Source organism: Marinobacterium ramblicola, from assembly GCF_019084545.1.
Classification (GTDB): Bacteria; Pseudomonadota; Gammaproteobacteria; order Pseudomonadales; family Balneatricaceae; genus Marinobacterium_D; species Marinobacterium_D ramblicola.
The window spans coordinates 161,653-182,153 of record NZ_JAHREP010000004.1 but is presented as its reverse complement, the minus strand read 5'-3'; the positions used below and the strand labels follow the sequence as shown (position 1 = coordinate 182,153).

General features: G+C 60.0%; 23 protein-coding genes. 11 read left to right on the top strand and 12 right to left on the bottom strand.

The genetic code is table 11. The annotated features are described in order from the left end of the window. Positions 1–6 precede the first annotated feature (6 nt). Complete coding sequence (locus tag KQ940_RS04500; protein ID WP_217412137.1) at positions 7–3,855, top strand: YhdP family protein; 3,849 nt, start codon at positions 7–9, stop codon at positions 3,853–3,855. Continuing rightward, complete coding sequence (locus KQ940_RS04495) at positions 3,852–4,715, top strand: carbon-nitrogen hydrolase family protein (RefSeq protein ID WP_217412135.1); 864 nt, start codon at positions 3,852–3,854, stop codon at positions 4,713–4,715. The genes KQ940_RS04500 and KQ940_RS04495 overlap by 4 nt, the downstream gene beginning before the upstream one ends. A gap of 41 nt (positions 4,716–4,756) precedes the next feature. Here KQ940_RS04495 and yjgA read toward each other — a convergent pair whose 3' ends face one another. From yjgA to KQ940_RS04435, 12 genes are all read right to left on the bottom strand, one after another. Next, a complete protein-coding gene (gene yjgA / locus KQ940_RS04490; protein ID WP_217412133.1) occupies positions 4,757–5,281 on the bottom strand; it encodes a ribosome biogenesis factor YjgA in 525 nt (174 codons plus the stop codon). A 4-nt stretch (positions 5,282–5,285) separates the two neighbouring features. Continuing rightward, positions 5,286–6,638, bottom strand: a complete 1,353-nt coding sequence (gene mgtE, locus KQ940_RS04485) for a magnesium transporter (RefSeq protein ID WP_217412131.1) — start codon at positions 6,636–6,638, stop codon at positions 5,286–5,288. A 69-nt stretch (positions 6,639–6,707) separates the two neighbouring features. Beyond that, complete coding sequence (locus KQ940_RS04480) at positions 6,708–6,977, bottom strand: HPr family phosphocarrier protein (protein ID WP_217412129.1); 270 nt, start codon at positions 6,975–6,977, stop codon at positions 6,708–6,710. A gap of 30 nt (positions 6,978–7,007) precedes the next feature. After that, positions 7,008–7,865 carry an RNase adapter RapZ gene (gene rapZ / locus KQ940_RS04475; protein ID WP_217412127.1) on the bottom strand — a complete coding sequence of 286 codons (858 nt, stop codon included), beginning with the start codon at positions 7,863–7,865 and terminating at the stop codon, positions 7,008–7,010. Beyond that, entirely contained in the window at positions 7,865–8,332 is a 468-nt protein-coding gene (locus tag KQ940_RS04470) for a PTS sugar transporter subunit IIA (protein ID WP_217412125.1), read from the bottom strand. Before KQ940_RS04470 ends, rapZ begins: the two co-directional genes overlap by 1 nt. Before the next feature lie 25 nt (positions 8,333–8,357). Continuing rightward, entirely contained in the window at positions 8,358–8,648 is a 291-nt protein-coding gene (gene hpf, locus KQ940_RS04465; RefSeq protein ID WP_036189264.1) for a ribosome hibernation promoting factor, read from the bottom strand. A gap of 51 nt (positions 8,649–8,699) precedes the next feature. Further along, positions 8,700–10,217: an RNA polymerase factor sigma-54 gene (locus KQ940_RS04460; RefSeq protein WP_217412123.1), complete on the bottom strand. Its 1,518-nt coding sequence runs from the start codon at positions 10,215–10,217 to the stop codon at positions 8,700–8,702. Positions 10,218–10,263: 46 nt separating this feature from the next. Continuing rightward, positions 10,264–10,989, bottom strand: a complete 726-nt coding sequence (gene lptB, locus KQ940_RS04455) for an LPS export ABC transporter ATP-binding protein (protein WP_217412121.1) — start codon at positions 10,987–10,989, stop codon at positions 10,264–10,266. Between the two features lie 2 nt (positions 10,990–10,991). Then, positions 10,992–11,513, bottom strand: coding sequence for a lipopolysaccharide transport periplasmic protein LptA (gene lptA / locus KQ940_RS04450; protein WP_217412119.1), 522 nt, complete (start codon positions 11,511–11,513; stop codon positions 10,992–10,994). Continuing rightward, positions 11,503–12,072: an LPS export ABC transporter periplasmic protein LptC gene (lptC, locus tag KQ940_RS04445; RefSeq protein ID WP_217412117.1), complete on the bottom strand. Its 570-nt coding sequence runs from the start codon at positions 12,070–12,072 to the stop codon at positions 11,503–11,505. The genes lptA and lptC overlap by 11 nt, the downstream gene beginning before the upstream one ends. Continuing rightward, positions 12,073–12,609 (bottom strand): KdsC family phosphatase, encoded by a 537-nt coding sequence (locus KQ940_RS04440; RefSeq protein ID WP_217412115.1) that lies wholly within the window; start codon positions 12,607–12,609, stop codon positions 12,073–12,075. Further along, the gene (locus KQ940_RS04435; protein ID WP_217412113.1) at positions 12,609–13,580 is read right to left on the bottom strand and encodes a KpsF/GutQ family sugar-phosphate isomerase; all 972 of its coding nucleotides are present in this window, start codon (positions 13,578–13,580) and stop codon (positions 12,609–12,611) included. The genes KQ940_RS04440 and KQ940_RS04435 overlap by 1 nt, the downstream gene beginning before the upstream one ends. 219 nt (positions 13,581–13,799) lie before the next feature. Between KQ940_RS04435 and KQ940_RS04430 the strand changes: the two genes are divergently transcribed. The 9 genes from KQ940_RS04430 to hisD all read left to right on the top strand — a co-directional run bounded on the left by KQ940_RS04430 (position 13,800) and on the right by hisD (position 20,462). After that, positions 13,800–14,612: an ATP-binding cassette domain-containing protein gene (locus KQ940_RS04430; protein WP_217412111.1), complete on the top strand. Its 813-nt coding sequence runs from the start codon at positions 13,800–13,802 to the stop codon at positions 14,610–14,612. Next, positions 14,613–15,395, top strand: coding sequence for a lipid asymmetry maintenance ABC transporter permease subunit MlaE (gene mlaE, locus KQ940_RS04425; RefSeq protein WP_217412109.1), 783 nt, complete (start codon positions 14,613–14,615; stop codon positions 15,393–15,395). It abuts the gene before it with no gap. Positions 15,396–15,397: 2 nt separating this feature from the next. Next, the gene (gene mlaD / locus KQ940_RS04420; protein WP_217412107.1) at positions 15,398–15,856 is read left to right on the top strand and encodes an outer membrane lipid asymmetry maintenance protein MlaD; all 459 of its coding nucleotides are present in this window, start codon (positions 15,398–15,400) and stop codon (positions 15,854–15,856) included. A gap of 1 nt (position 15,857) precedes the next feature. Beyond that, positions 15,858–16,523 (top strand): MlaC/ttg2D family ABC transporter substrate-binding protein, encoded by a 666-nt coding sequence (locus tag KQ940_RS04415; RefSeq protein WP_246589710.1) that lies wholly within the window; start codon positions 15,858–15,860, stop codon positions 16,521–16,523. Next, complete coding sequence (locus KQ940_RS04410) at positions 16,510–16,806, top strand: STAS domain-containing protein (protein ID WP_217412105.1); 297 nt, start codon at positions 16,510–16,512, stop codon at positions 16,804–16,806. The genes KQ940_RS04415 and KQ940_RS04410 overlap by 14 nt, the downstream gene beginning before the upstream one ends. A gap of 154 nt (positions 16,807–16,960) precedes the next feature. Further along, positions 16,961–17,200 carry a BolA family protein gene (locus KQ940_RS04405; RefSeq protein WP_217412103.1) on the top strand — a complete coding sequence of 80 codons (240 nt, stop codon included), beginning with the start codon at positions 16,961–16,963 and terminating at the stop codon, positions 17,198–17,200. Positions 17,201–17,225: 25 nt separating this feature from the next. Beyond that, positions 17,226–18,488 carry a UDP-N-acetylglucosamine 1-carboxyvinyltransferase gene (murA, locus tag KQ940_RS04400; protein ID WP_217412101.1) on the top strand — a complete coding sequence of 421 codons (1,263 nt, stop codon included), beginning with the start codon at positions 17,226–17,228 and terminating at the stop codon, positions 18,486–18,488. A 16-nt stretch (positions 18,489–18,504) separates the two neighbouring features. Then, on the top strand, positions 18,505–19,158 hold the full coding sequence (gene hisG, locus KQ940_RS04395; protein WP_217412099.1) for an ATP phosphoribosyltransferase: 654 nt from the start codon (positions 18,505–18,507) through the stop codon (positions 19,156–19,158). After that, the gene (hisD, locus tag KQ940_RS04390) at positions 19,155–20,462 is read left to right on the top strand and encodes a histidinol dehydrogenase (protein WP_217412097.1); all 1,308 of its coding nucleotides are present in this window, start codon (positions 19,155–19,157) and stop codon (positions 20,460–20,462) included. The genes hisG and hisD overlap by 4 nt, the downstream gene beginning before the upstream one ends. The last annotated feature ends 39 nt before the right edge of the window (positions 20,463–20,501 follow it).

Sequence of the window (20,501 nt, the reverse complement as noted above, 5' to 3'; positions counted from 1 at the left end):
CCACTTATGCTCAAGGCATCGGTTAAGCACCTTAGCTGGTGGAGCTTGATGCTGGCGATGCTGATCGGTATCGCCATTCTGGCTCTGCGTCTGGGGCTGCCGAGAGTGGCCGATTATCGCAGTGAAATTGCCGATTATCTTGGCGAGTCTCTTGGCGTCAATCTCGATATCAGCACACTCGACGCACGCTGGGAGGGATACTATCCCGCGCTCAGCCTGGGTGGGCTCAGGGTATTCAGCACCGGTGAGCAGGGGCCAGAGGTACGCCTGAGTATCGAAAGTATCGAAGTCCAGATCGATCCCTGGCGCTCCCTGCTGCGTTGGCAACCGATCTTCGAAAAGCTGGAGTTGAGCGCCGTTAACGGATTCTGGCAGCAGCGCGACGGCCGTTGGCTGCATCGACCTGGTGTGGGTGCCAACAGCAGCGGTATGTCGGAGCAGGGCTGGCGGCGTCTATTGGGTCTCATCCTCAGTCAGCCAAAAGTGGGGATTCGTGACTCCCGTTTGATGATGATTCCCGATGTCGGCAGCGCCCGCCAGTTGGAGTCGATCGATGCACTGCTGGAAAACGTCGACACGCAACACCAGCTGAGCGGCCAGTTGAGCCTGGCGGGGCTCGGCGAGGATACCCGACTGGAGTTCGCGATCCAGTTCGAGGGCACGCCCGAAGACCCGTTACGCGGCGATTACCCCTTCTACCTCAAGCTCGACTCGCTGGGACCGGAACTGTTCAACCTGGTCAATATCGAACTGCCGCTGATCCGTTTGCGTGCCGGTACCGAGTTCTGGGGCCGCTGGCATGAGGGGGCGCTGCAGTCGCTGAGGGGGGCGTTGGCCGTCGGTGAACTGGACTATGGTGTGGCACCGAAGCGGGTGGTGCTGAGCAACAGCTATCTCGATTTCGCGTTGTTGCCCAGGGCGGGCGGCTATCAACTGCAGCTGAACGATATCCACCTCAATACCGAAGGCGCCGAACTGGTGCTGCCTCAGGTGCTGCTGGAGGGCGCAGGCTGGCAACAGCCCTTCATGCTGCAACGGCTGGCGATGCCTGAGGTGGAGCTCGCGGCCCTGACCGACTGGCTGATACATCAGCCCATACTTCCGGAAAATGCGATCGAACTCGCGACCGATCTGCAGCCGAGTGGGCGGTTGAAAAACCTGGTGGTCGAGTGGCCTGAAAATGGCGAGTGGCGGGATTTTCAGCTGCGTGCGGATGCCGATGAGCTTGCCGTACAGGACTATTATGGTGCTCCCGCGGCCACTGGCGTATCCGGTCTCTTGCAGGCGGATATCAACGGCGGTGCGGTCCATCTGGTTTCCGACCGCTTCGATCTGCACTTCCCCAAACTCTACCCGGAGGAGTGGGCGTTCAACAGGGCGGACGGTATCGTGCGCTGGGAACTAAGCCCCGACGCTGCACTTATCCACAGCGAACTGCTGCACCTCAAGGATTCGAGCGTCAGCGCGGCGGGGCGCTTCAGCATCGAAATTCCCTATGATAGAGAGCTGCAGACGGAGCTCACATTGCAGATCGGAATCACCGATGCGGATGCGACCCGCGCACAAAGCTTCACGCCCGGGCACGAGGTGGGCGAGGGGTTGTATCGCTGGCTGGGCGATGCGATTCAGGCCGGGCATATTCGCCAGGCTGGGCTGGTGCTGCATGGCGGCACCCGCAGTATCGAGCCGAGGCACCCTCCGGTGGTGCAGCTGTTCTTCGATATCGATCAGGCTCAGCTGAAATATGACCCTGACTGGCCCAGTATCGATGACGCGGACTTTTTCCTCTATATCCACAACGGCGATCTGCGGGTCGATATCCGTCATGCGCAGCTGTTGGATTCAACGATCACCTCGGGCTGGGCGTACAAGCCGTTGCACGAGCCCAGGCTGTCGGTGATGGCACAACTCGACGGGCCGGCAGATGACATCGAGCAGGTGCTGCGCTCGAAACCCTTGCAATCGGTCGGCGATGCGCTGGGCGACTGGCATTTCGGGGGCACCATGCAAACCGAGCTGCGCCTGGATATTCCGGTACAGAGTGATGCCGGCGCCAAACTGAATGTTGTCGCCAAAGGGCGGCTGAGCGATGGCAAGCTCGAATCGCAGGCGGCGCGCTTGAGCCTGTCTCAACTCAGCGGCAGCCTGGGCTATACAACCGCCGGCGGCCTCTCCAGCGGCAAGCTGGGGGGCAGGATTTTCGATCAGCCGATCACGGGACAGATCGCCACCGCCAAGGGGGTTACGCGGGTCGATATGCAGGGGCAACTGCCGATCGAGGCGGCGCAACGCTGGAGCGGGATCGATCAGCTGAGTCTGATGAACGGAATCCTGGGCTATTCGGCAGCGCTTACGCTCTGCACTGGTCAGGCTGACTGCGCCAGCGGGCTGGAGTTGTATTCCGATCTGCAAGGGGTGGCGGTGGATCTGCCCTCGCCGCTGCGTCTTTCCGCTGACCAGCCAGGCGAGCTGAAACTGACGCTGGCGCTGGATGCCCAGCAGCTCGATTTCAACTATCGCCAGGCACTCGGGGGCCGTTTCGATCTTGCCCATCCGAGCCTGCGCGGCACCCTGCACTTGGGCGAAGGTGCTCCCGCGTTGAGACCGAATGGGGGGCTGTATGTCGATGGCTCGGTAGCGCAACTGGAGGTCGGTGAGCTGATGACGCTGCTGGATCGGCTGGTGTCGGCCTCTACTCAGGAAGACGTGCCGGGAGTGGCGGCATCAACCCAGCCACTGCAGGAGGTCGATCTGTGGATAGACCGGGTGCTGGTCGGCGGCAACACGCTCAACGATCTGCACGCGATCGTGACGCCTGAGACCGACGGTTGGGGGGTACATCTGGAGGGCGAGGAGATTGCGGGGAATCTGCGGATTCCCGATGCCGATCTGCCGATCGGGGTCAAGCTGTCGCGGCTGTCGGTAGGGCAACCCGTAGACGCTAAGTCAGGGTCCGGGGACAGCGCCGAGAAGGGTAGCATCGAGGCGAGCGCGGAAAGTCCGTTGTTAAGCCCAGAGTCGCTGCAGGCCGCCGATATCGAGATCGCCAAGCTTATCTTCCGTGGGCGGGACTGGGGGCGTTGGAAGGCCAATGTGCGTCCGGATGGAGAGCGCCTGCGGGTGCAGAATATCGAGGCCCAGCTCGCACAGCTCAATATCAAGGGTGAACTCAACTGGTTGGGCGGCTCACACCCCCATACCGGGTTGACGCTGAAGATCCAGGGCAAGGATATCGGACGTCAGCTCGAACAGTGGCAGATGGAGAAGGCGATCGAAAGCGAGGAGTTGAGTTCGAACCTGCAGCTTGAGTGGTCGGGCGCGCCCTGGTCGATTAAAGCCGCCAATCTGAATGGCGCGTTGCAGTTCAGGTTCAAGAATGGTCGGCTGATCGAATCGGGTAATAGCGCCAACCTGCTCCGGGTATTCGGCATCCTCAATTTCAACACCCTTGGGCGCCGGTTGAAACTCGACTTCTCCGATCTGTTTCAGAAGGGGGTTGCATTCGATCGTCTCGAGGGACACTACCGAATCGCCAACGGGGTCGCGTCCACGCTGGAGCCGCTGTTGATGGAGGGGCCATCGGCCAACCTGAAAGCGACGGGCTCTCTGAACCTGATCGACGAGACTGTGGACAAGGAGATGGAGGTGGTGCTGCCGTTGGCCAGTAACGTCCCGTTTGCCGCGGTGTTGCTGGGTGCCCCTCAGGTCGCGGGTGCCGTATTCCTGATCGACAAGCTGATTGGGGACAAGCTGGAGCGGGTCACTACGTTGAAATACCGCATCTCCGGAGACTGGAGCGAACCTCAGGTGGAGCTGCAGACCTCCAATGCACAGAGCAAGCAGGAGTCACAATGACCGGTTCGAGTGTTGCAGAGCAAGGCGGCAAGATCGCCGCGATACAGATGGTTTCAAGCAAGGATGTGGCCGGCAATCTGGATCAGGCGGCGCGGCTTATCGCCAGCGCGGCGGCACAGGGTGCCAGAGTGGCGGTGCTGCCGGAAAACTTTGCCTTGATCGAGAGTGGTCAGATTCGGGAGCTGGCCGAAGAGGAGCTGCGGGATCGGCGTCTGTCCGCTTGGTTGGCTGCCCAGGCCCGTGAGCACGGCATCTGGCTGGTAGCCGGTAGCTCGCCGGCGCTGCTGAGGCCCGATGGTTCCAGAATCGATGATGGCAGGGTGCGCAGCCGGCTGCTGGTGGTCGACCAGGAGGGTAAGATCGTCGCCAGCTATGACAAACGTCACCTGTTCGATGTCGACGTTGGCGATGCGCTGTCGAGTTACCGCGAATCCGAGCGGTTTGAGCCGGGTGGCGACGAGGTGGTGGTGGTTGACTCACCGGTCGGGTGTCTCGGACTGAGTATCTGTTACGACCTGCGTTTTCCCGGACACTATCAACGCCTGCGCGACCTCGGCGCTGATATCCTGCTGGTGCCGGCGGCCTTCACCAGGGTTACCGGAGAAGCGCATTGGGAGGTGCTGCTACGGGCGCGGGCGATCGAGACGCAGTGTTACTGTCTTGGTGCGGGCCAGGGCGGCGTGCACAGTCCCAAACGGCAGACCTGGGGGCACTCGATGATCGTGGATCCCTGGGGCGAGGTGCTTGGCTGCAAGGATCAGGGAGAGGGTGTGGTGGTCGCTGAAGTGGATCTGGGCAAGATCAAGCGTCTGCGTGCCGAGATGCCGGTGTGGCAGCATCGGCGCGATCGCTGGCTGTAAACCTCTGGATTGCAGCCGATCACCCTGAACATGAGCAGGCGTTAAGCCTGCTCACTGACCTCGCGCAGGTAACGGAACAGCTTACGGGCATGTGCCGGGGACTTGCCGTCCTTGCGCTCCTTCTGGGCGTTACGCACCAGTTGGCGCAGGTGTTGTATATCGGCGCTCGGATGCTCGTCGATATAACTCTGCAGCTCTTCATTACCCCCGTCGATCAAGCGCTCGCGCCAGCGCTCCAGCGCATGAAAGTGCTGGTTGTGCGCGGCTGACGCCGAATCGAAGCGCTCGATAACGGCGCGAATCGCCTCGGCATCGGCGGTGCGCATCAGCTTGCCGATGAACTGAAGATGACGTTTGCGAGCGCCATGCGAGCTGAGGCGGCGCATCTCGGCGACGGCGTTGGCCAGGCGCTCATCCATCGGCACCTGTGCCTGCTGATCCGGGTTCAGCTCAGTGATGCGCTTGCCCAGCTCCTGCAGCGCTTCCATATCCCGCTTGATCTGGCTGCGGCTGGGGCCCAGCTCCTCGTCGGGATCCAGTCCCGTGTCGTGCTCAAATTCACTCATCGTATTAACCGTAAAACAGGGTCGCCAGACCCAGGAATGCAAAAAAGCCGACCACGTCGGTAATGGTCGTCAGCAGTACGCTGCCCGCCAGTGCCGGATCGATGCCGGCGCTTTTCAGGATCATCGGCAGCAGAGTGCCGGCCATGGCACCGGCCAGCAGATTGATGACGATCGCCAGCGCGATTACGATGCCAACCGTCAGGTCGTTGAACCAGACCACGGCAACGGCGGCCACGATCAGCGCCCATAGTGTACCGTTCAGGGCGCCCGAGATCAGCTCACGATTGAACAGCCAGCCGATATTGCTGCGTTCTATCTGCCCAAGCGCCTGACCGCGGATCACCAGGGTCAGCGTCTGGCTGCCGGCGATCCCGCCCATCGAGGCGACGATCGGCATCAGCACCGCCAGCGCGACCACCTGCTCCAGCGTATCTTCAAACAGGCCGATCACCGCCGAGGCGATAAAGGCGGTGATCAGGTTGATCCCCAGCCAGACCGCCCGTCGGCGGGTGGTACGTATCGCCGGGGCGAAGGTGTCCTCGTCCTCATCGAGACCGGCCATGCTCATCAGCGAGTGGTCGGCGTCCTCGCGGATCACGTCCACCACATCATCGATGGTGACACGGCCGAGCAGCTTGCCATGCTCATCCACCACAGGCGCCGAGACCAGGTCCTGATCTTCGAACAGGCGCGCGACCTCCTGGGCCGGCTGGTCCGCCGGTATTGGCGCCAGGTCGGTCTGCATGATCTCGCGCACCATCACCAGGGGGTCTGAGGTCAGCAGTCGGCTCAGCGGCAAAATGCCGATAAAGGAGTCTTTGCGGCTGACCACGAACAGGCTGTCGGTGGATTGGGGTAGCTCGGTATGCCGGCGCAGATAGCGCAACACGGTTTCGACGTTGATGTCCGGTCGCACCGTAACGGCATCGGTGTTCATCAGGCCGCCGGCCGTGTCTTCCGGGTAGGAGAGCAGCTTTTCGACCCGCTTGCGGTTCTGCTTGTCCATGATCCGCAGCAGCTCTTTCATCACCGTCTCGGGCAGCTGCTGCAGGATGTCGGCCATGTCGTCCGAATCCAGGCCCTCGGTCACCACCAGCAGCTCGTTGGCATCCATGCGGCTGAGAATGGCGGTCTGGACATCATCGCCGAGATGTTGAAGGATCTTGCCCTCGTTCTCCTGGTTGAGCAGGTTCCACAGCAGCTCGCGCTCTTTGGGGGGGGATTTCTCCAGCAGCTTGGCCGCTTCAACGGGTCTCAGGCCCTTGTTCAACATATACCTGAGCTGGCGCAGCTCGCGCTTGTCGAGCGCACTGCCAAGCATGTCGAGTCGGCTTTGTTTATCCTGCTGAGAACTCATGCGCGATCACTCGAGTAGGAGGTGGCCGGGTATGATGAAAAGTATAGCGGCGAGATCGAGATGCCCGTCTTATTCCGGCTCGTCGAAGCGGTTGTTGATCAGGGTTTCGATGGCGGCCATCGCTTCCTCTTCGTCGTCTCCGCTGATACGGAAGATCAGATCCGTGCCTTTGGAGGCAGCCAGCATCATCACCGCCATGATGCTCTTGCCATCGACGACTCGCCCCTGCTTGTCGATTTTGATCTCGCTGGAGTAGTGGCCGGTGGTGTTGATCAACTTTGCCGCGGCCCGTGCATGCAGGCCGAGTTTATTGATTATTGTCAGCTGCTTCTCGATCATCGGCTTCCTTGGGGGCGAGCGAGGAGGGGATCAGGTCAGTTCACGGTGGCGAACATGGACATTATCCATAAGTTGGCTGAAATGACCAGCCAATTGCTCGGCGATATAGACCGAGCGGTGCTGCCCGCCGGTACAGCCGATACCGATGGTGACGTAGCTCCGATTATTGCGCTGGAAGTGCGGGATCCAGCGCTCCAGAAAGTCGCGAATATCGGCGATCATCTCGTCGACCTCCGGGGATCGCCGCAGAAACTCGATCACCTCGGCTTCGCGGCCGGTAAACTGGCGCAGCTCCGGTACCCAATAGGGGTTGGGCAGCATCCTGACATCGAAGGTGAAGTCCACATCCAGCGGTACGCCGTGCTTGAAACCAAAGGATTCGAACTGCAGCGACAGGGTCTGCTCGCTGCGCTGGGCGATACGCAGTTTGATCGTATCGCGCAGTTCGTAGAGGCTCAGTCGGGTGGTGTCGACGCGGATATCGGCGAGGCTCGCGATCCCTTCAAGCAGAATGCGTTCGTAGGCGATCGCTTCCTGCAGGCCGGCTTGGCTATCCGACAGCGGGTGCTTGCGTCGGGTGGCGCTGTAGCGCTTGATCAGCGTCGGTTCGGCGGCATCCAGATAGAGGATTTCGCAGCTGAGATCGACGCGTGCCGACAGGGCGGCGATGATGTCGGGAAAGGCGTGCAGGTTGCTGACCAGATTGCGCGCGTCGATGCTTACCGCTAACTGTTCGGGGTGTTCGGGGTCGCCAAGCATCTGTTCGATCAGCTCGGGCAGCAGGCGCGCAGGGAGGTTGTCGATGCAGTAGAAGCCGACATCCTCCAGTGCCTGCAGTGCGGTACTCTTGCCTGAGCCGGAGCGGCCGCTGATCACGACCAGTTTCATCAGGCCCTCTGTGCGCCAGCCAGTTGCTGAATGGTCTGGAACAGTTGCGGTGACTGTTCGCAGGCGCGCAGCTGCTCCCGAACCTCGCTCTGGCTGAACAGTTCAGCCAGGCCGGCCAGGGTCTGCAGATGTTCTTCGGCACCATCCTCCGGTACCAGCAGTACGCAGAGCAGGTCGACGGGACGGTTATCGATCGCGTCGAAGTCGATTGGGGTGGCCAGTGTCATCAGCAGTGCCATAGCCTGCTGGCAGTCCGGTAGACGACAGTGGGGGATTGCAACGCCATCACCGATACCGGTGCTGCCAAGGCGTTCGCGGTTGAGCAGGCCGCTGAAGATCTGTTCGGCGGCGGGAGTGCCGGACTGGCCAGCGAGGGTGTCGCTGGCCAGTTCCAGAGCTCGTTTCTTACTGACGATATCGGCGTGACAGAGGGTGCACGATTCGTTCAGCAGTTCGGTCAAGTTCATTGTGTTTGACAGGAGCTTCCAGGTTTTATTTGTGTGCTTTCATCTTTTCCTTGTGTTTGATGATCTGGCGATCAAGCTTGTCGATCAGTCCATCGATCGCGGCATACATGTCATCGTGCTCATGGGTGGCAAAGATCTGTCCACCGGCGATGTGTACGTCGGCTTCAGCTTGTTGACGCTGCTTCTCAACGCTGAGGGTCACCTGGGCATTGGTGATGTTGTCAAAATGGCGCTCAAGCTTGTCAAACTTGGAGCGGACATAGTCGTTAAGCGCTTCAGTCAGTTCGACATGATGGCCAGTAATGTTGATCTGCATACGTTTTCTCCTCGTCGTTGCACGCTTTTGAATCGTGCTTCTCCACTTCAATTAAACCAGACGCTTGCGCTCATTAGAAGGCGGAATCGCCAACGCTTCACGATATTTGGCGATGGTGCGCCGGGCGACGTTGATTCCTTGTTCATCCAGAAGCTGAGCGATCTTGTTGTCGCTTAACGGTTTGGCCGGATTCTCGGCCGAAACCAGCTTTTTGATCAGGGCACGAATGGCGGTTGAAGACGCGGCGCCGCCATCCGAAGTGCTGACATGGCTCGAGAAGAAGTACTTCAGCTCGAAGATGCCACGCGGCGTGTGCATGTACTTCTGTGTGGTGACGCGCGAGATGGTCGACTCATGCATCCCGACGGCTTCGGCGATGTCATGCAGCACCATCGGTTTCATCGCCTCTTCGCCCTGTTCAAGAAATTCCGATTGGCGACCGACGATCTCGGTGGCCACCTTGAGCAGTGTTTCGTTGCGACTGAGCAGGCTTTTCAGGAACCAGCGTGCCTCCTGCAGATGGTTCTTCAGGAAGCTGTTGTCGGCGCTGTTGTCGGCGCGGCGGATCAGATCGGCATACTGGGTATTGATCCGCAGGCGTGGTGCTGCGTCGGGGTTCAGGTTGACCACCCACTCATCCTTGAGTTTGGTGACTACCACATCCGGTATCACATACTCAGACTGGCTGGAGGTGATCATGGCGCCCGGTTTGGGGTTCAGTGTCTGGATCAGACGGATGATCTCCTGCAGCGCTTCCTCTTTGACGCGCATGCGACGCAGCAGGGTCTTGTAGTCATGGTTGCCGAGCAGCTGCAGGTGATCCTCGACCAGCTTGAGTGCTTCACTGATCCAGGGTGTGTCGGTCGGCAGCTGGCGTAGCTGGATCGCCAGGCACTCGCTCAGATCGCGCGCGGCAACCCCTGGCGGGTCGAACTGCTGCACCCGGTGCAACACCGCCTCGATCTCGTCCAGTTCGCTGTCGGCGAACTCCTCGGGGTATTGCTGGCAGAACTGCTCAAGCAGCTCCTCGGTGCTGATCGTCAGGTAACCGTCGGGCTCGATTCCGTCGATAATGGATTCGGCGACCAGTCGGTCGCTGTCACTCATCGGTGTCAGGTTGAGTTGCCAGAGCAGGTGGTCCTGCAGTGTCTCATCGCGGGTGTCGTTGTCGCCCGGCTCCCAATCGTCATCCCGGGACGTGGAACCGCTACTCGCTGCGCTCTGAAAGGTGTCGTCCCAGGAGCTGTCGGTGGTCAGTTCAGAGGGAATATCGTCGCTCCAGCTGTCCTCTGCGCTGTCCTCGTACGATGCCTCCTCTGCAGCGCTTTCGGCGCTTTCAGTGGTCTCATCGTTGCTGCGCGGTGGCTCCTGAGCGGCGTTTTGATCGCCGTCATCGCCGGGAAGATCTGTATCCTCTTCGCTGACTTCGAGCAGCGGGTTACTCTCCAGTGCCTGCTGGATCTCCTGCTGCAGATCCAGTGTCGATAGCTGTAACAGACGGATCGCCTGCTGCAGCTGGGGCGTCATGGTGAGTTGCTGACCGATTTTTAGCTGTAAGGATTGCTTCATATACGCGATATGCCATTACGTGGATCGGATGTTGTGGCGATCAAGTTCAAAGTTTGAACTGTTCGCCGAGATAAGCCCGCCGCACCTGCTGGTTGGCCAGTATCTCTTCGGGCTCTCCCTGAGCCAGTATGCCTCCATCACTAACAATATAGGCGCGTTGGCAGATATCCAGCGTTTCACGAACATTATGGTCCGTGATCAAAACGCCTATGCCTCTGCTCTGCAGGTGACGCACCGTCTGCTTGATATCGCCTACCGAGATCGGATCGACACCGGCAAAAGGCTCGTCAAGCAGGATAAAGGCGGGTTCTGTCGCCAGAGCTCTGGCGATCTCCACCCGGCGTCGCTCGCCCCCGGACAGTGACATACCGAGGTTGTGGGCCAGGTGGGTAATGTGGAACTCTTCCAGCAACTCGTGAACCCGCTGTTCCCGCTGCTGTTTTGTCAGGTCCTTGCGGGTTTCCAGAATCGCCATCAGGTTGTCATGCACGCTGAGCTTGCGAAAGATCGATGCCTCTTGCGGAAGATACCCTATTCCACGCCGAGCCCGGCCATGCATGGCCAGGCGGGTAATATCGTCGTCGTTTATGCGAATCTGGCCGTGATCGGCCTTGATCAGGCCGACGATCATGTAGAAACAGGTGGTTTTTCCCGCGCCATTGGGGCCGAGAAGGCCGACGACCTCGCCGCTGCTGATCGCTACCGATACATCGCGAACTACCTGGCGCCCTTTGTAGCTCTTGGCCAGGTGTAGTGCTTCCAGCTGCATCATGACTATTGCCCGTTCCCACTGCTCTTGGGCTGAATCACCATCTTCACGCGCTGATCGCCATCTTTGCTGCCGTAGGCATCGACGATCGCCTTGTTCATGTTGTAAACAATGCGCTCGCCGGTAAAGGTGTCCTGACCCTGCTCGACCTTGGCCTGCTGATTGATGGTGACTGTTTGCGCGCCGATCCTGTACTCCATACGCAGACCGTAGGCATGGGTCACCGGTTCGTTGGCCTTGGGCTGCTGCTCGAACTCGGCCGGTTTGCCAATCGCCACGATGCGATCCACGTCGCCATTCGCCGAGCGATAAAGCTCGATACGGTCGCCGCGAATCTTCATCGAGCCCTGGGAAATCTCCACCCGGCCGCTGTAAACGGTGACGCCGGTCTTTTCGTTTATGCTGGCGCTGTCGGCGCTGATATTGATCGGCTGGGAACGGTCTTCGGGAAGTGCCAGGGCAGGGGTGGCGACGCTGCTCAGTACCAGGCAGCAGAGGGTGGCTTGAAGCAAGCGTTTAGCGCGCATTGTATCTACCCTGTACATTTGAAAGCAGTTCTATCCTTCGTTGATCGAAATAGACCTCGAGTCCTACCGTGTCGGTTCGTTCCCCATCGCGAACCAGCGTCGCCGGCGCATCGGTGCGGGCCAGGTTCTGTGGCGGGAAGATCGACAGGCTGCTGGTGGTCAGGATTCCTGCGGGTCCGGATTGCGGATTATGGTGAACCTCAACACTGCCTGCAAGCTGAATCTGACTCTGGTCGTCGACAATCCAGCCCTCATTGGCGCGCATTTTGTATATCCCGCCGTCGGCAGTCGGCATCGTGGTTTCCGGCTGGCGCAGTTCGCTCCGCTCGCGCTGGGGATAGTGGTTGAGCTCAGGTGTGCGCCATTCGCGTGCACGCGCGCCGTCGGTCGACCAGTACACGGTTTCGGCATCGCGCATGAAAAAATCGATGCTGCCTCTGTCCGCTCGACTGCCTCCGGGCTGCTGGGGTACGGTCTCGCCGGAGAACCCCCAGTAGACCAGCACCGGAGTGATGATCGCCAGTGCGATCAGAAGGCGTATGCGCGCGCTGCCAAACACCTACAGGTACTCCTTGAGCAGCTCATCCAGTTTGCCCTGAGCGGCCAGAATCAGCTCGCACAGCTCGCGTCCGGCCCCCTGGCCACCGGCGGTTTGTGAGATCCAGTCGGCGTGTTCACGCACAAACCAGTGCCCGTTGGGGACAGTGGCGCCGAATCCTGCTCTACGGATGGCGGCCAGGTCGGGCAGGTCGTCGCCGATGTAGGCGGTCGTTTCGGCGTCAAAGCCGGTTTCATGCCAGAGCTCTTCAAGGGCGACCAGTTTGTCTTCACGCCCCTGGCGCAGGTAGTTGATGCCGAGGGCCTCGGCACGGATCTCCACCTGCGGCGAGCGGCGCCCGGTGATGATGGCGCTCTTGATACCGCCCTTGTGCAGTAGCTTGATGCCCAGACCGTCGAGAATGCTGAACGACTTGATTTCGCGGCCATCGGCAAGGAAGTTGAGCTGTCCGCTATTGAGAATGCCGTCGACGTCGAACACGACCAGACGCACCTTGCGCAGGCTTTCGAGTTGGGAGGGGGTCAGCTTGCTCAGCATCAGATTACCCCCGCTTTCAGCATGTCGTGCATATTCAACGCGCCGACCGGGTGTTTGTCACCGTTGAGCACGACCAGGGCGTTGATCTTGCGGCTCTGCATGATCTGCAGCGCTTCCGCGGCCAGTATGCCCGGCTGAACGGTGGTGCAGTTGACGGTCATGACGTCGCGGATGCGGGTTTGTTTGAGATCCACCTCCTGATCGAGGGTGCGGCGCAGGTCGCCATCGGTGAAGATGCCGAGCAGCGCACCGCTGTTGTCGATCACCGCGGTCATGCCCAGATGTTTGCGTGTCATCTCCAGCAGCGCATCGCGTACCGAGGTGTCGGCGCCGACAACCGGGATGGCGTCACCGGTATGCATGATGTCGTCCACCTTCAGCAGCAGGCGTCGGCCGAGTGCACCGCCGGGGTGGGAGAAAGCGAAGTCTTCGGCACTGAAACCGCGTGCTTCCAGCAGCGCAATCGCCAGGGCATCGCCCAGCACCAGCTGCGCTGTGGTGCTGGAGGTTGGCGCCAGTCCCAATGGGCAGGCTTCGCGATCGACCGGTATATGCAGACTGACATCCGCCGCTTGCGACAGGGTGGAATCCGGGCGCGCGGTGATGCTGATCAGTGGTGCCTGCATCCGTTTGATCAGCGGCAAAATCGTGACGACCTCGGCAGTTTCTCCGGAGTTGGACAGCGCCAGTACCAGATCGTCGCGGGTGATCATGCCCAGATCGCCGTGGCTGGCCTCGCCAGGGTGAACGAAGAATGAGGGTGTGCCGGTGCTGGCGAGGGTGGCGGCGATCTTGTTGCCTATATGTCCGGACTTGCCCATCCCGGTCACGATTACCCGGCCGCCGCAGTTGAGCATCAGCTCGCAGGCGCGGCTGAAACGCTGGTCAAGGTGCTTGAGCAGATTCTGCACCGCATCCAGTTCCAGCTCGATGGTACGTCTGCCGGCGCGGAGAAAATCGAAGTCGGTCATGAGTGATGGTTTCTCTGAACAGTCGGTTACGGATATTAAGGGGGGAAGTGTACAACACGGGGCAGGTCGGGCACAGTCGGAGACGGGCAGGAAAGCGTGAAATGGCGGCATGAAGTTCACGTTTTAGCCGGGGAGTGATATATTGCTGCGCTCTGAATTTAGTCTGCGATGCATGCGCACCGCGCAGAAGGAACTGAGTGTGAGGCCTCTCGGGCAGCTATGGATCCACTGAGCGATATAATCATCGACATCCGCGGCATGAGCTTTAGTCGCGGTTCACGCACCATTTTTGACGATATCAGTATCCGGGTCCCGCGCGGCAAGGTGACGGCGATCATGGGGCCATCGGGAACCGGCAAGACGACGTTGCTGAAACTGATCGGCGGTCAGCTGAGACCTGATAGCGGGCAGATTCTGCTGGAGCAGGATGATATTCCCAAGCTGGGGCGCCGGGAGCTGTTCCTCGCCCGTGAACGCATGGGGATGCTGTTCCAGAGCGGGGCGCTGTTCACCGATATGAGCGTGTTCGAGAACGTGGCCTTTCCGCTGCGCGTGCATACCGACCTGACCAACGACATGATTCGCGATATCGTACTGATGAAACTTCAGGCGGTGGGGCTGCGTGGCGCCGCGAAGCTGATGCCGAGCGAGCTTTCGGGCGGCATGGCCAGGCGCGTGGCGCTGGCAAGGGCGATCGCCCTGGATCCCGATATCGTGATGTACGATGAGCCGTTTACCGGCCAGGATCCGATCGCGATGGGGGTGCTGGTCAACTTGATTCGGCGTCTCAACCAGGCGCTGGGGCATACCAGCATCATCGTTTCGCATGACATCAAGGAAACGCTTGGAATCGCGGACTATGTCTACATGGTGGCGGACGGGCGGGTGATCGCCGAGGGCACTCCAAACGAACTTTCCACTGTGGACTCAGAGCAGGTGCGTCAGTTTATGCAGGGACTGCCGGATGGGCCGGTACCCTTCCACTACCCGGCACCGGATTTGATGCAGGATCTGCTACAGGAAACCCCCTAAATGCTGGATTGGATACAGACGCTGGGCCAAAACGCCCTGTCGCGGCTGGCGGCGTTCGGACGCGCCGGACAGTTGCTGCTGCAGTCATTGGTTGCGCGACCGGCACCGTTTACCATGTTCCCGCTGCTGGTGCAGCAACTCTATTTTGTCGGTGTGCTGTCGTTGGTGATCATTGTGGTCTCCGGTGGCTTCATCGGTATGGTGCTGGGATTGCAGGGCTACACCATACTGGTCGATTACGGCTCGGAGCAGGCGGTCGGGCAGATGGTTGCGCTGAGCCTGGTGCGAGAGCTGGCGCCGGTGGTGACCGCGCTGCTGTTTGCCGGGCGCGCCGGATCTGCACTGACCGCCGAGATCGGTCTGATGAAAGCCACCGAGCAACTCGCCAGTCTGGAGATGATCGGGGTCGATCCGTTGCGGCGTGTGATCGCCCCCAGATTCTGGGCCGGTTTCATCTCCATGCCGATCCTGACCGTCATCTTTTCGGTCGTGGGCGTTTGGGGTGGGGCGATCGTCGCCGTTGATTGGCTGGGTATCTATGAGGGTTCCTTCTGGGCCAATATGCAGCATTCGGTGGATTTCAAAGAGGATGTGCTCAACGGCATTATCAAATCGATCGTATTCGGTGCCGTTGTAACCTGGATTGCGGTGTTTGAAGGCTATGACTGTGTGCCGACGTCGGAGGGGATCAGTCAGGCAACGACACGTACCGTGGTGTTTTCATCGCTGGCAGTGCTGGGGTTGGACTTCATTCTGACAGCGTTAATGTTTGGAGAGTTGTAATAATGCGCATGCGTACAATGGAGATCGGCGTGGGCTTTCTGATGCTGGCAGGAGCCGTGGCATTGGTGGTATTGGCGCTGAATATCAGTGGGCTTAGTCTGGCAGATCAGGGTGGCGGTTACCGGATATATGCACGGTTTGAGAATATCGGCGGTCTGACGGCGCGTGCCAAGGTGGCGATGTCCGGTGTCCAGATCGGCGAGGTAACGGCGATCAGGCTGGATCCGAAGTTTCTTGTCGCCGAGGTTGAGATGAAGATTCGTGACGATGTGGACTATCTGAGTACCGATAGTTCGGCTCAGATCCTGACGGCGGGCCTGCTGGGGGAGCAGTATATTGGTATCACCCCCGGTGCCGAAGAGGAGAACCTCAAGGATGGTGATCGTATCCAGGATACCCAGTCGGCCCTTGTGCTCGAGGATCTGATCGGGAAATTCCTGTTTAACAAAGTGAGTGAGTAAGATGAACGTGCGAAATCTGGTATCGGCGGCGTTTCTTGGTTTGACTATGCTGCTGCCCGCGTTGGGGGTTCATGCCAATGCTCAGCCCTCTTGGCAGGAGGCTAGCGGCGTCATGGACGGCGTAACACGTGACATGCTGGCCGTGGTAGAGGATGAGAGCCTCAAGTCGCCGGAGAAGATCGAGGAGATGATGGTTGAAGTCGAACGCGTCATCTCGCCGGTGGTCGACTTCCCCTATATTGCCAAGCGGGTGATGGGCAAGTATTACCGCCAGGCCTCCGATGAGGAGTTGAGCCGTTTTTCCGAGGTATTCAAGAAGACGCTGCTGAAGACCTTTGCCAAGGCGATTGTCGGTTTCGAGTTCGAAACCTACGAGATCCAGCCGCAGCAGGCGGAAAGCCCTGAGCCGGAGAAGCAGGTGGTCACGGTCAATGTGCGCGCCGCCAATGGCACCACTTATGGGTTGGTGTACTACATGCTGAAGCAGGGAGATCGCTGGACACTGGTCAATGTGAACGTTGATGGCGTCAATCTGCGCTTGACGTTCAAGAACCAGTTCGCCGATCTTTATCAGCGCTATAACAGCGTCACCGGCGTTATCGATGGCTGGGAGTCGCAGGTGTCGATCAAGGCGACTGGCGGAGAGAGCGGCAGTGACGAAGGTTGAGCAGTCGGCAGCGGGCGTTATCGCGCTCAGCGGCGAGCTGCTGTTCGGTACCATCATGGCTGTTCGGGCCGAGGTCGAGACACTGTTGAGCAAGCAAACAGGACAGTGCCTGCTCGATTTCAGCGAGGTCACCCGCGTTGACAGCTCGGCATTGGCGCTTTGGCTTGCCTGTTGTCGCCTCGCGGCGCGCAATAACCTGGAGTTGACCGCTATCAACATCCCGTCCGATATGGCTGCAATTGCCGATCTGGTCGGAGTGGATGGGGCTCTTCGTCACGCCTGAGTCAGACTTTGGCGCGGGTTGATCGATCGCCTGCGTCGAATCCTCCCCCACTTCCTGGCTTGCTGTCGGTCCCGTGGTGGCCCGCGCTGCGGTGAAGCTGTATCATTCCCCCCCTGTCTTGAAACGAACCCATACTCTGCATTCGGAGTTGCGCATGCATGCTGAAGAAGTGAAACAGATCATCGAGCGTGAGCTTGAGGGCTGCACCGTGTATACAGCAGGAGAAGGCTGTGATTTCCAGATTACCGCGGTCGGTGAATGTTTTGCCGGTCTGAGTCCGGTGAAAAAGCAGCAGCTGGTTTATGCCTGCCTGACCGAGCAGATCGCCAGCGGTGCCATCCATGCTGTTTCAATTAAGACCTTTACTCCCGAGCAGTGGGCTGCGAAGCAGTAAAACGCTCAGCTGACAGGATCGCCTGATGGATAAATTGTTAATCGAGGGTGGCGTCACCCTGCGGGGTGAGGTGCGTATCTCCGGTGCCAAGAACTCGGCGCTGCCGATCCTGGCATCGACGCTGCTGGCCAGTGAGCCCGTTACCATCTGTAACCTGCCTCATCTGCACGATATTACCACCATGCTCGAGCTGATTCGGCGCATGGGGGTTGAGCTGATGGTGGACGAGAAGCTCAGCGTCGAGATCGACCCACGTACGATCCATGACTTTTGTGCACCCTACGATCTGGTCAAGACCATGCGCGCGTCGATCCTGGTATTGGGACCGATGCTGGCTCACTTCGGCAGTGCCGATATCTCCCTGCCCGGCGGTTGTGCCATCGGTAGCCGCCCGGTGGACCTGCATATCCGGGGTCTCGAGGCGATGGGCGCTGATATCAAGGTCGAAAACGGCTATATCCGGGCTCGGATGAACGGCCGCCTGAAGGGCGCGCGGGTGTTTTTCGACACCGTGACCGTCACCGGCACCGAGAATATCCTGATGGCCGCGACCCTGGCCGAGGGTGAAACCATCATCGAGAACGCGGCGCGCGAGCCCGAGGTGGTGGATCTGGCTGAGTGTCTGATTGCGATGGGGGCGGATATCAAGGGCGCCGGTACCGATACCATCACCGTGCGTGGGGTCGAGAAGCTGCATGGCTGTCGTTTCTCGGTGATGGCGGATCGCATCGAAACCGGTACCTATCTGGTTGCCGCCGCCGTGACAGGGGGCAGCGTCAAGTGCCTCAATACTCGTCCGGATACCTTTGATGCGGTGCTGCAGAAGCTGGAAGAGGCGGGTGCGACCATCGAGACCGGCGACACCTGGGTCAGCCTGGACATGGGCGGGCGCAGGCCCAAGGCGATCAGTCTGACCACGGCGCCTTACCCGGCGTTTCCCACCGACATGCAGGCGCAGTTTGCTGCGTTGAATACCGTCGCCAGTGGTGTCGGACGGATCAAGGAGACGATCTTCGAGAACCGTTTCATGCACATGCAGGAGATGATTCGCATGGGTGCCGATATCACCATCGATGGCAACACCGCGATCATCGAAGGGGTGGAGAAGTTGCAGGGTGCGCCGGTGATGGCGACGGATCTGCGGGCGTCGGCCAGTCTGGTCATCGCGGCTCTGGTGGCGGAGGGGGAAACCCTGATCGACCGCATCTACCATATCGATCGCGGTTACGAGTGTATCGAAGAGAAACTACAGTTGCTCGGCGCACGTATTCGACGCGTGCCGGGATGATTGAGCGAAGAGGCTAATGAAAGAACAGCTGACCATAGCCCTGTCGAAGGGGCGCATTCTGAAGGAGACGCTGCCGCTGCTGGCGGCGGCGGACATTGTGCCGGCGGAGGATATCTTCTCCAGCCGCAAGCTGATCTTCGATACCAACCATCCCCATATCAAGCTGGTGGTGATTCGTGCCACCGATGTGCCGACCTACGTCGAGTATGGCGGTGCCGATATGGGCGTGGCGGGCAAGGATGTGCTGATGGAGCATGGCGGTGAAGGCCTCTACGAACCGCTCGATCTGGAGATCGCCAAGTGTCGGCTGATGGTTGCGGGTATGAAGGACGCGGCGCCGGTACAGGGGCGGATGAAGGTGGCGACCAAGTTCGTTAACGTCACCAAGGAGTATTTTGCCCGCCAGGGCGCTCAGGTCGATATCATCAAGCTCTATGGTGCGATGGAACTGGCGCCGATCATGGGGCTGGCCGACCGCATCGTCGATATCGTCGATACCGGCAACACGCTGCGCGCCAATGGCCTGGAGCCGATGGAGCATATTGCCGATATCAGCTCGCGTTTCGTGGTCGGGCAGCCGTCGATGAAGATGAAGTATCGCCAGATCCAGCCGATTCTGGATCAGCTGGCCGAAGCGATCGCTGCCAAACGTGAGGGGGCAGGGGAATGAGCAAGCTGGAGATAGTGCGTCTCGATAGCCAACAGGCAGACTTTTCCGAGCGCCTTGACGCGCTGCTGGCCTGGGAGAGCGTATCCGACACCCAGGTCAACGATATCGTCAATGAGATCCTCGGGCGCATTCGTGCCGAGGGTGATGCGGCGCTGGTGGAGTACACCAACCGCTTCGACCGCATGAGCGTCGACTCCATGGCGCAGCTGGAGATGGGGCAGGATAGGCTGCAGCAAGCCTTGGCCGATCTGCCTGCCGATCAGCGTAGCGCGCTGGAGAAAGCGGCGGAGCGGGTGCGTGCCTACCACGAACGCCAATTGAGCAGCTCCTGGCAGTACACCGAGGCGGACGGCACCATGCTCGGTCAGAAGGTGACGCCGATGGACCGGGTCGGGCTCTATGTGCCGGGCGGCAAGGCCGCCTACCCCTCGTCTGTGCTGATGAATGCACTGCCGGCCCATGTGGCAGGCGTGGAAGAGATCATCATGGTGGTGCCGACGCCGGATGGCGTGGTCAATGAGCTGGTGCTGGCCGCCGCGGCGCTGGCCGGTGTCAGTCGTGTATTCACGGTCGGTGGAGCTCAGGCCGTGGCGGCACTGGCCTATGGTACGGAGACCGTGCCGCGGGTGGACAAGATCGTCGGCCCCGGCAATATCTTCGTCGCCACCGCCAAACGTGCCGTGTTCGGCGCGGTCGGTATCGATATGATCGCCGGACCCTCGGAGATCCTGGTGATCTGCGATGGCCAAACCGATCCGGACTGGGTGGCGATGGATCTGTTCTCCCAGGCCGAGCATGATGAAGATGCCCAGCCGATTCTGGTATCCCCGGACGCCGAGTTTATCGACCGCGTGCAGGCCAGCATCGAGAAGCTGCTGCCGACCATGGAGCGTGCCGAGATCATCGAGGCGTCGCTGCACAATCGCGCCATCCTTATCAAGGCCCAAGATCTCAGCGATGCGGCGCGGATCAGTAACCGGGTGGCGCCGGAGCATCTTGAGCTGTCCGTGGCCGACCCCGAGGCGATGCTCAATGATATCCGCCACGCCGGTGCGATCTTCATGGGTCGCTACACGGCCGAAGCGCTCGGTGATTACTGTGCAGGCCCTAACCATGTGCTGCCGACTTCGGGCACGGCTCGATTCTCGTCGCCATTGGGGGTGTATGACTTCCAGAAGCGCTCGTCGCTGATCATGTTCTCCCATGACGGTGCATCGGAGATGGGTAAAGTGGCCTCGGTACTGGCGCGTGGTGAGGGGCTGACGGCGCATGCGCGGTCGGCGGAGTATCGGATCAAGTCCTGATCCGGAGGGGTGAAAACAACCTGAAGGCATGCCGGTGAG

Bases quoted from the DNA above. Each gene is read 5' to 3' on its own strand.
- KQ940_RS04500 (WP_217412137.1), top strand. From the start codon at position 7: ATGCTCAAGGCATCGGTTAAGCACCTTAGCTGGTGGAGCTTGATGCTG.
- KQ940_RS04495 (WP_217412135.1), top strand. From the start codon at position 3,852: ATGACCGGTTCGAGTGTTGCAGAGCAAGGCGGCAAGATCGCCGCGATA.
- yjgA (WP_217412133.1), bottom strand. From the start codon at position 5,281: ATGAGTGAATTTGAGCACGACACGGGACTGGATCCCGACGAGGAGCTG.
- mgtE (WP_217412131.1), bottom strand. From the start codon at position 6,638: ATGAGTTCTCAGCAGGATAAACAAAGCCGACTCGACATGCTTGGCAGT.
- KQ940_RS04480 (WP_217412129.1), bottom strand. From the start codon at position 6,977: ATGATCGAGAAGCAGCTGACAATAATCAATAAACTCGGCCTGCATGCA.
- rapZ (WP_217412127.1), bottom strand. From the start codon at position 7,865: ATGAAACTGGTCGTGATCAGCGGCCGCTCCGGCTCAGGCAAGAGTACC.
- KQ940_RS04470 (WP_217412125.1), bottom strand. From the start codon at position 8,332: ATGAACTTGACCGAACTGCTGAACGAATCGTGCACCCTCTGTCACGCC.
- hpf (WP_036189264.1), bottom strand. From the start codon at position 8,648: ATGCAGATCAACATTACTGGCCATCATGTCGAACTGACTGAAGCGCTT.
- KQ940_RS04460 (WP_217412123.1), bottom strand. From the start codon at position 10,217: ATGAAGCAATCCTTACAGCTAAAAATCGGTCAGCAACTCACCATGACG.
- lptB (WP_217412121.1), bottom strand. From the start codon at position 10,989: ATGATGCAGCTGGAAGCACTACACCTGGCCAAGAGCTACAAAGGGCGC.
- lptA (WP_217412119.1), bottom strand. From the start codon at position 11,513: ATGCGCGCTAAACGCTTGCTTCAAGCCACCCTCTGCTGCCTGGTACTG.
- KQ940_RS04440 (WP_217412115.1), bottom strand. From the start codon at position 12,609: ATGCTGAGCAAGCTGACCCCCTCCCAACTCGAAAGCCTGCGCAAGGTG.
- KQ940_RS04435 (WP_217412113.1), bottom strand. From the start codon at position 13,580: ATGACCGACTTCGATTTTCTCCGCGCCGGCAGACGTACCATCGAGCTG.
- KQ940_RS04430 (WP_217412111.1), top strand. From the start codon at position 13,800: ATGGATCCACTGAGCGATATAATCATCGACATCCGCGGCATGAGCTTT.
- mlaE (WP_217412109.1), top strand. From the start codon at position 14,613: ATGCTGGATTGGATACAGACGCTGGGCCAAAACGCCCTGTCGCGGCTG.
- mlaD (WP_217412107.1), top strand. From the start codon at position 15,398: ATGCGCATGCGTACAATGGAGATCGGCGTGGGCTTTCTGATGCTGGCA.
- KQ940_RS04415 (WP_246589710.1), top strand. From the start codon at position 15,858: ATGAACGTGCGAAATCTGGTATCGGCGGCGTTTCTTGGTTTGACTATG.
- KQ940_RS04405 (WP_217412103.1), top strand. From the start codon at position 16,961: ATGCATGCTGAAGAAGTGAAACAGATCATCGAGCGTGAGCTTGAGGGC.
- murA (WP_217412101.1), top strand. From the start codon at position 17,226: ATGGATAAATTGTTAATCGAGGGTGGCGTCACCCTGCGGGGTGAGGTG.
- hisG (WP_217412099.1), top strand. From the start codon at position 18,505: ATGAAAGAACAGCTGACCATAGCCCTGTCGAAGGGGCGCATTCTGAAG.
- hisD (WP_217412097.1), top strand. From the start codon at position 19,155: ATGAGCAAGCTGGAGATAGTGCGTCTCGATAGCCAACAGGCAGACTTT.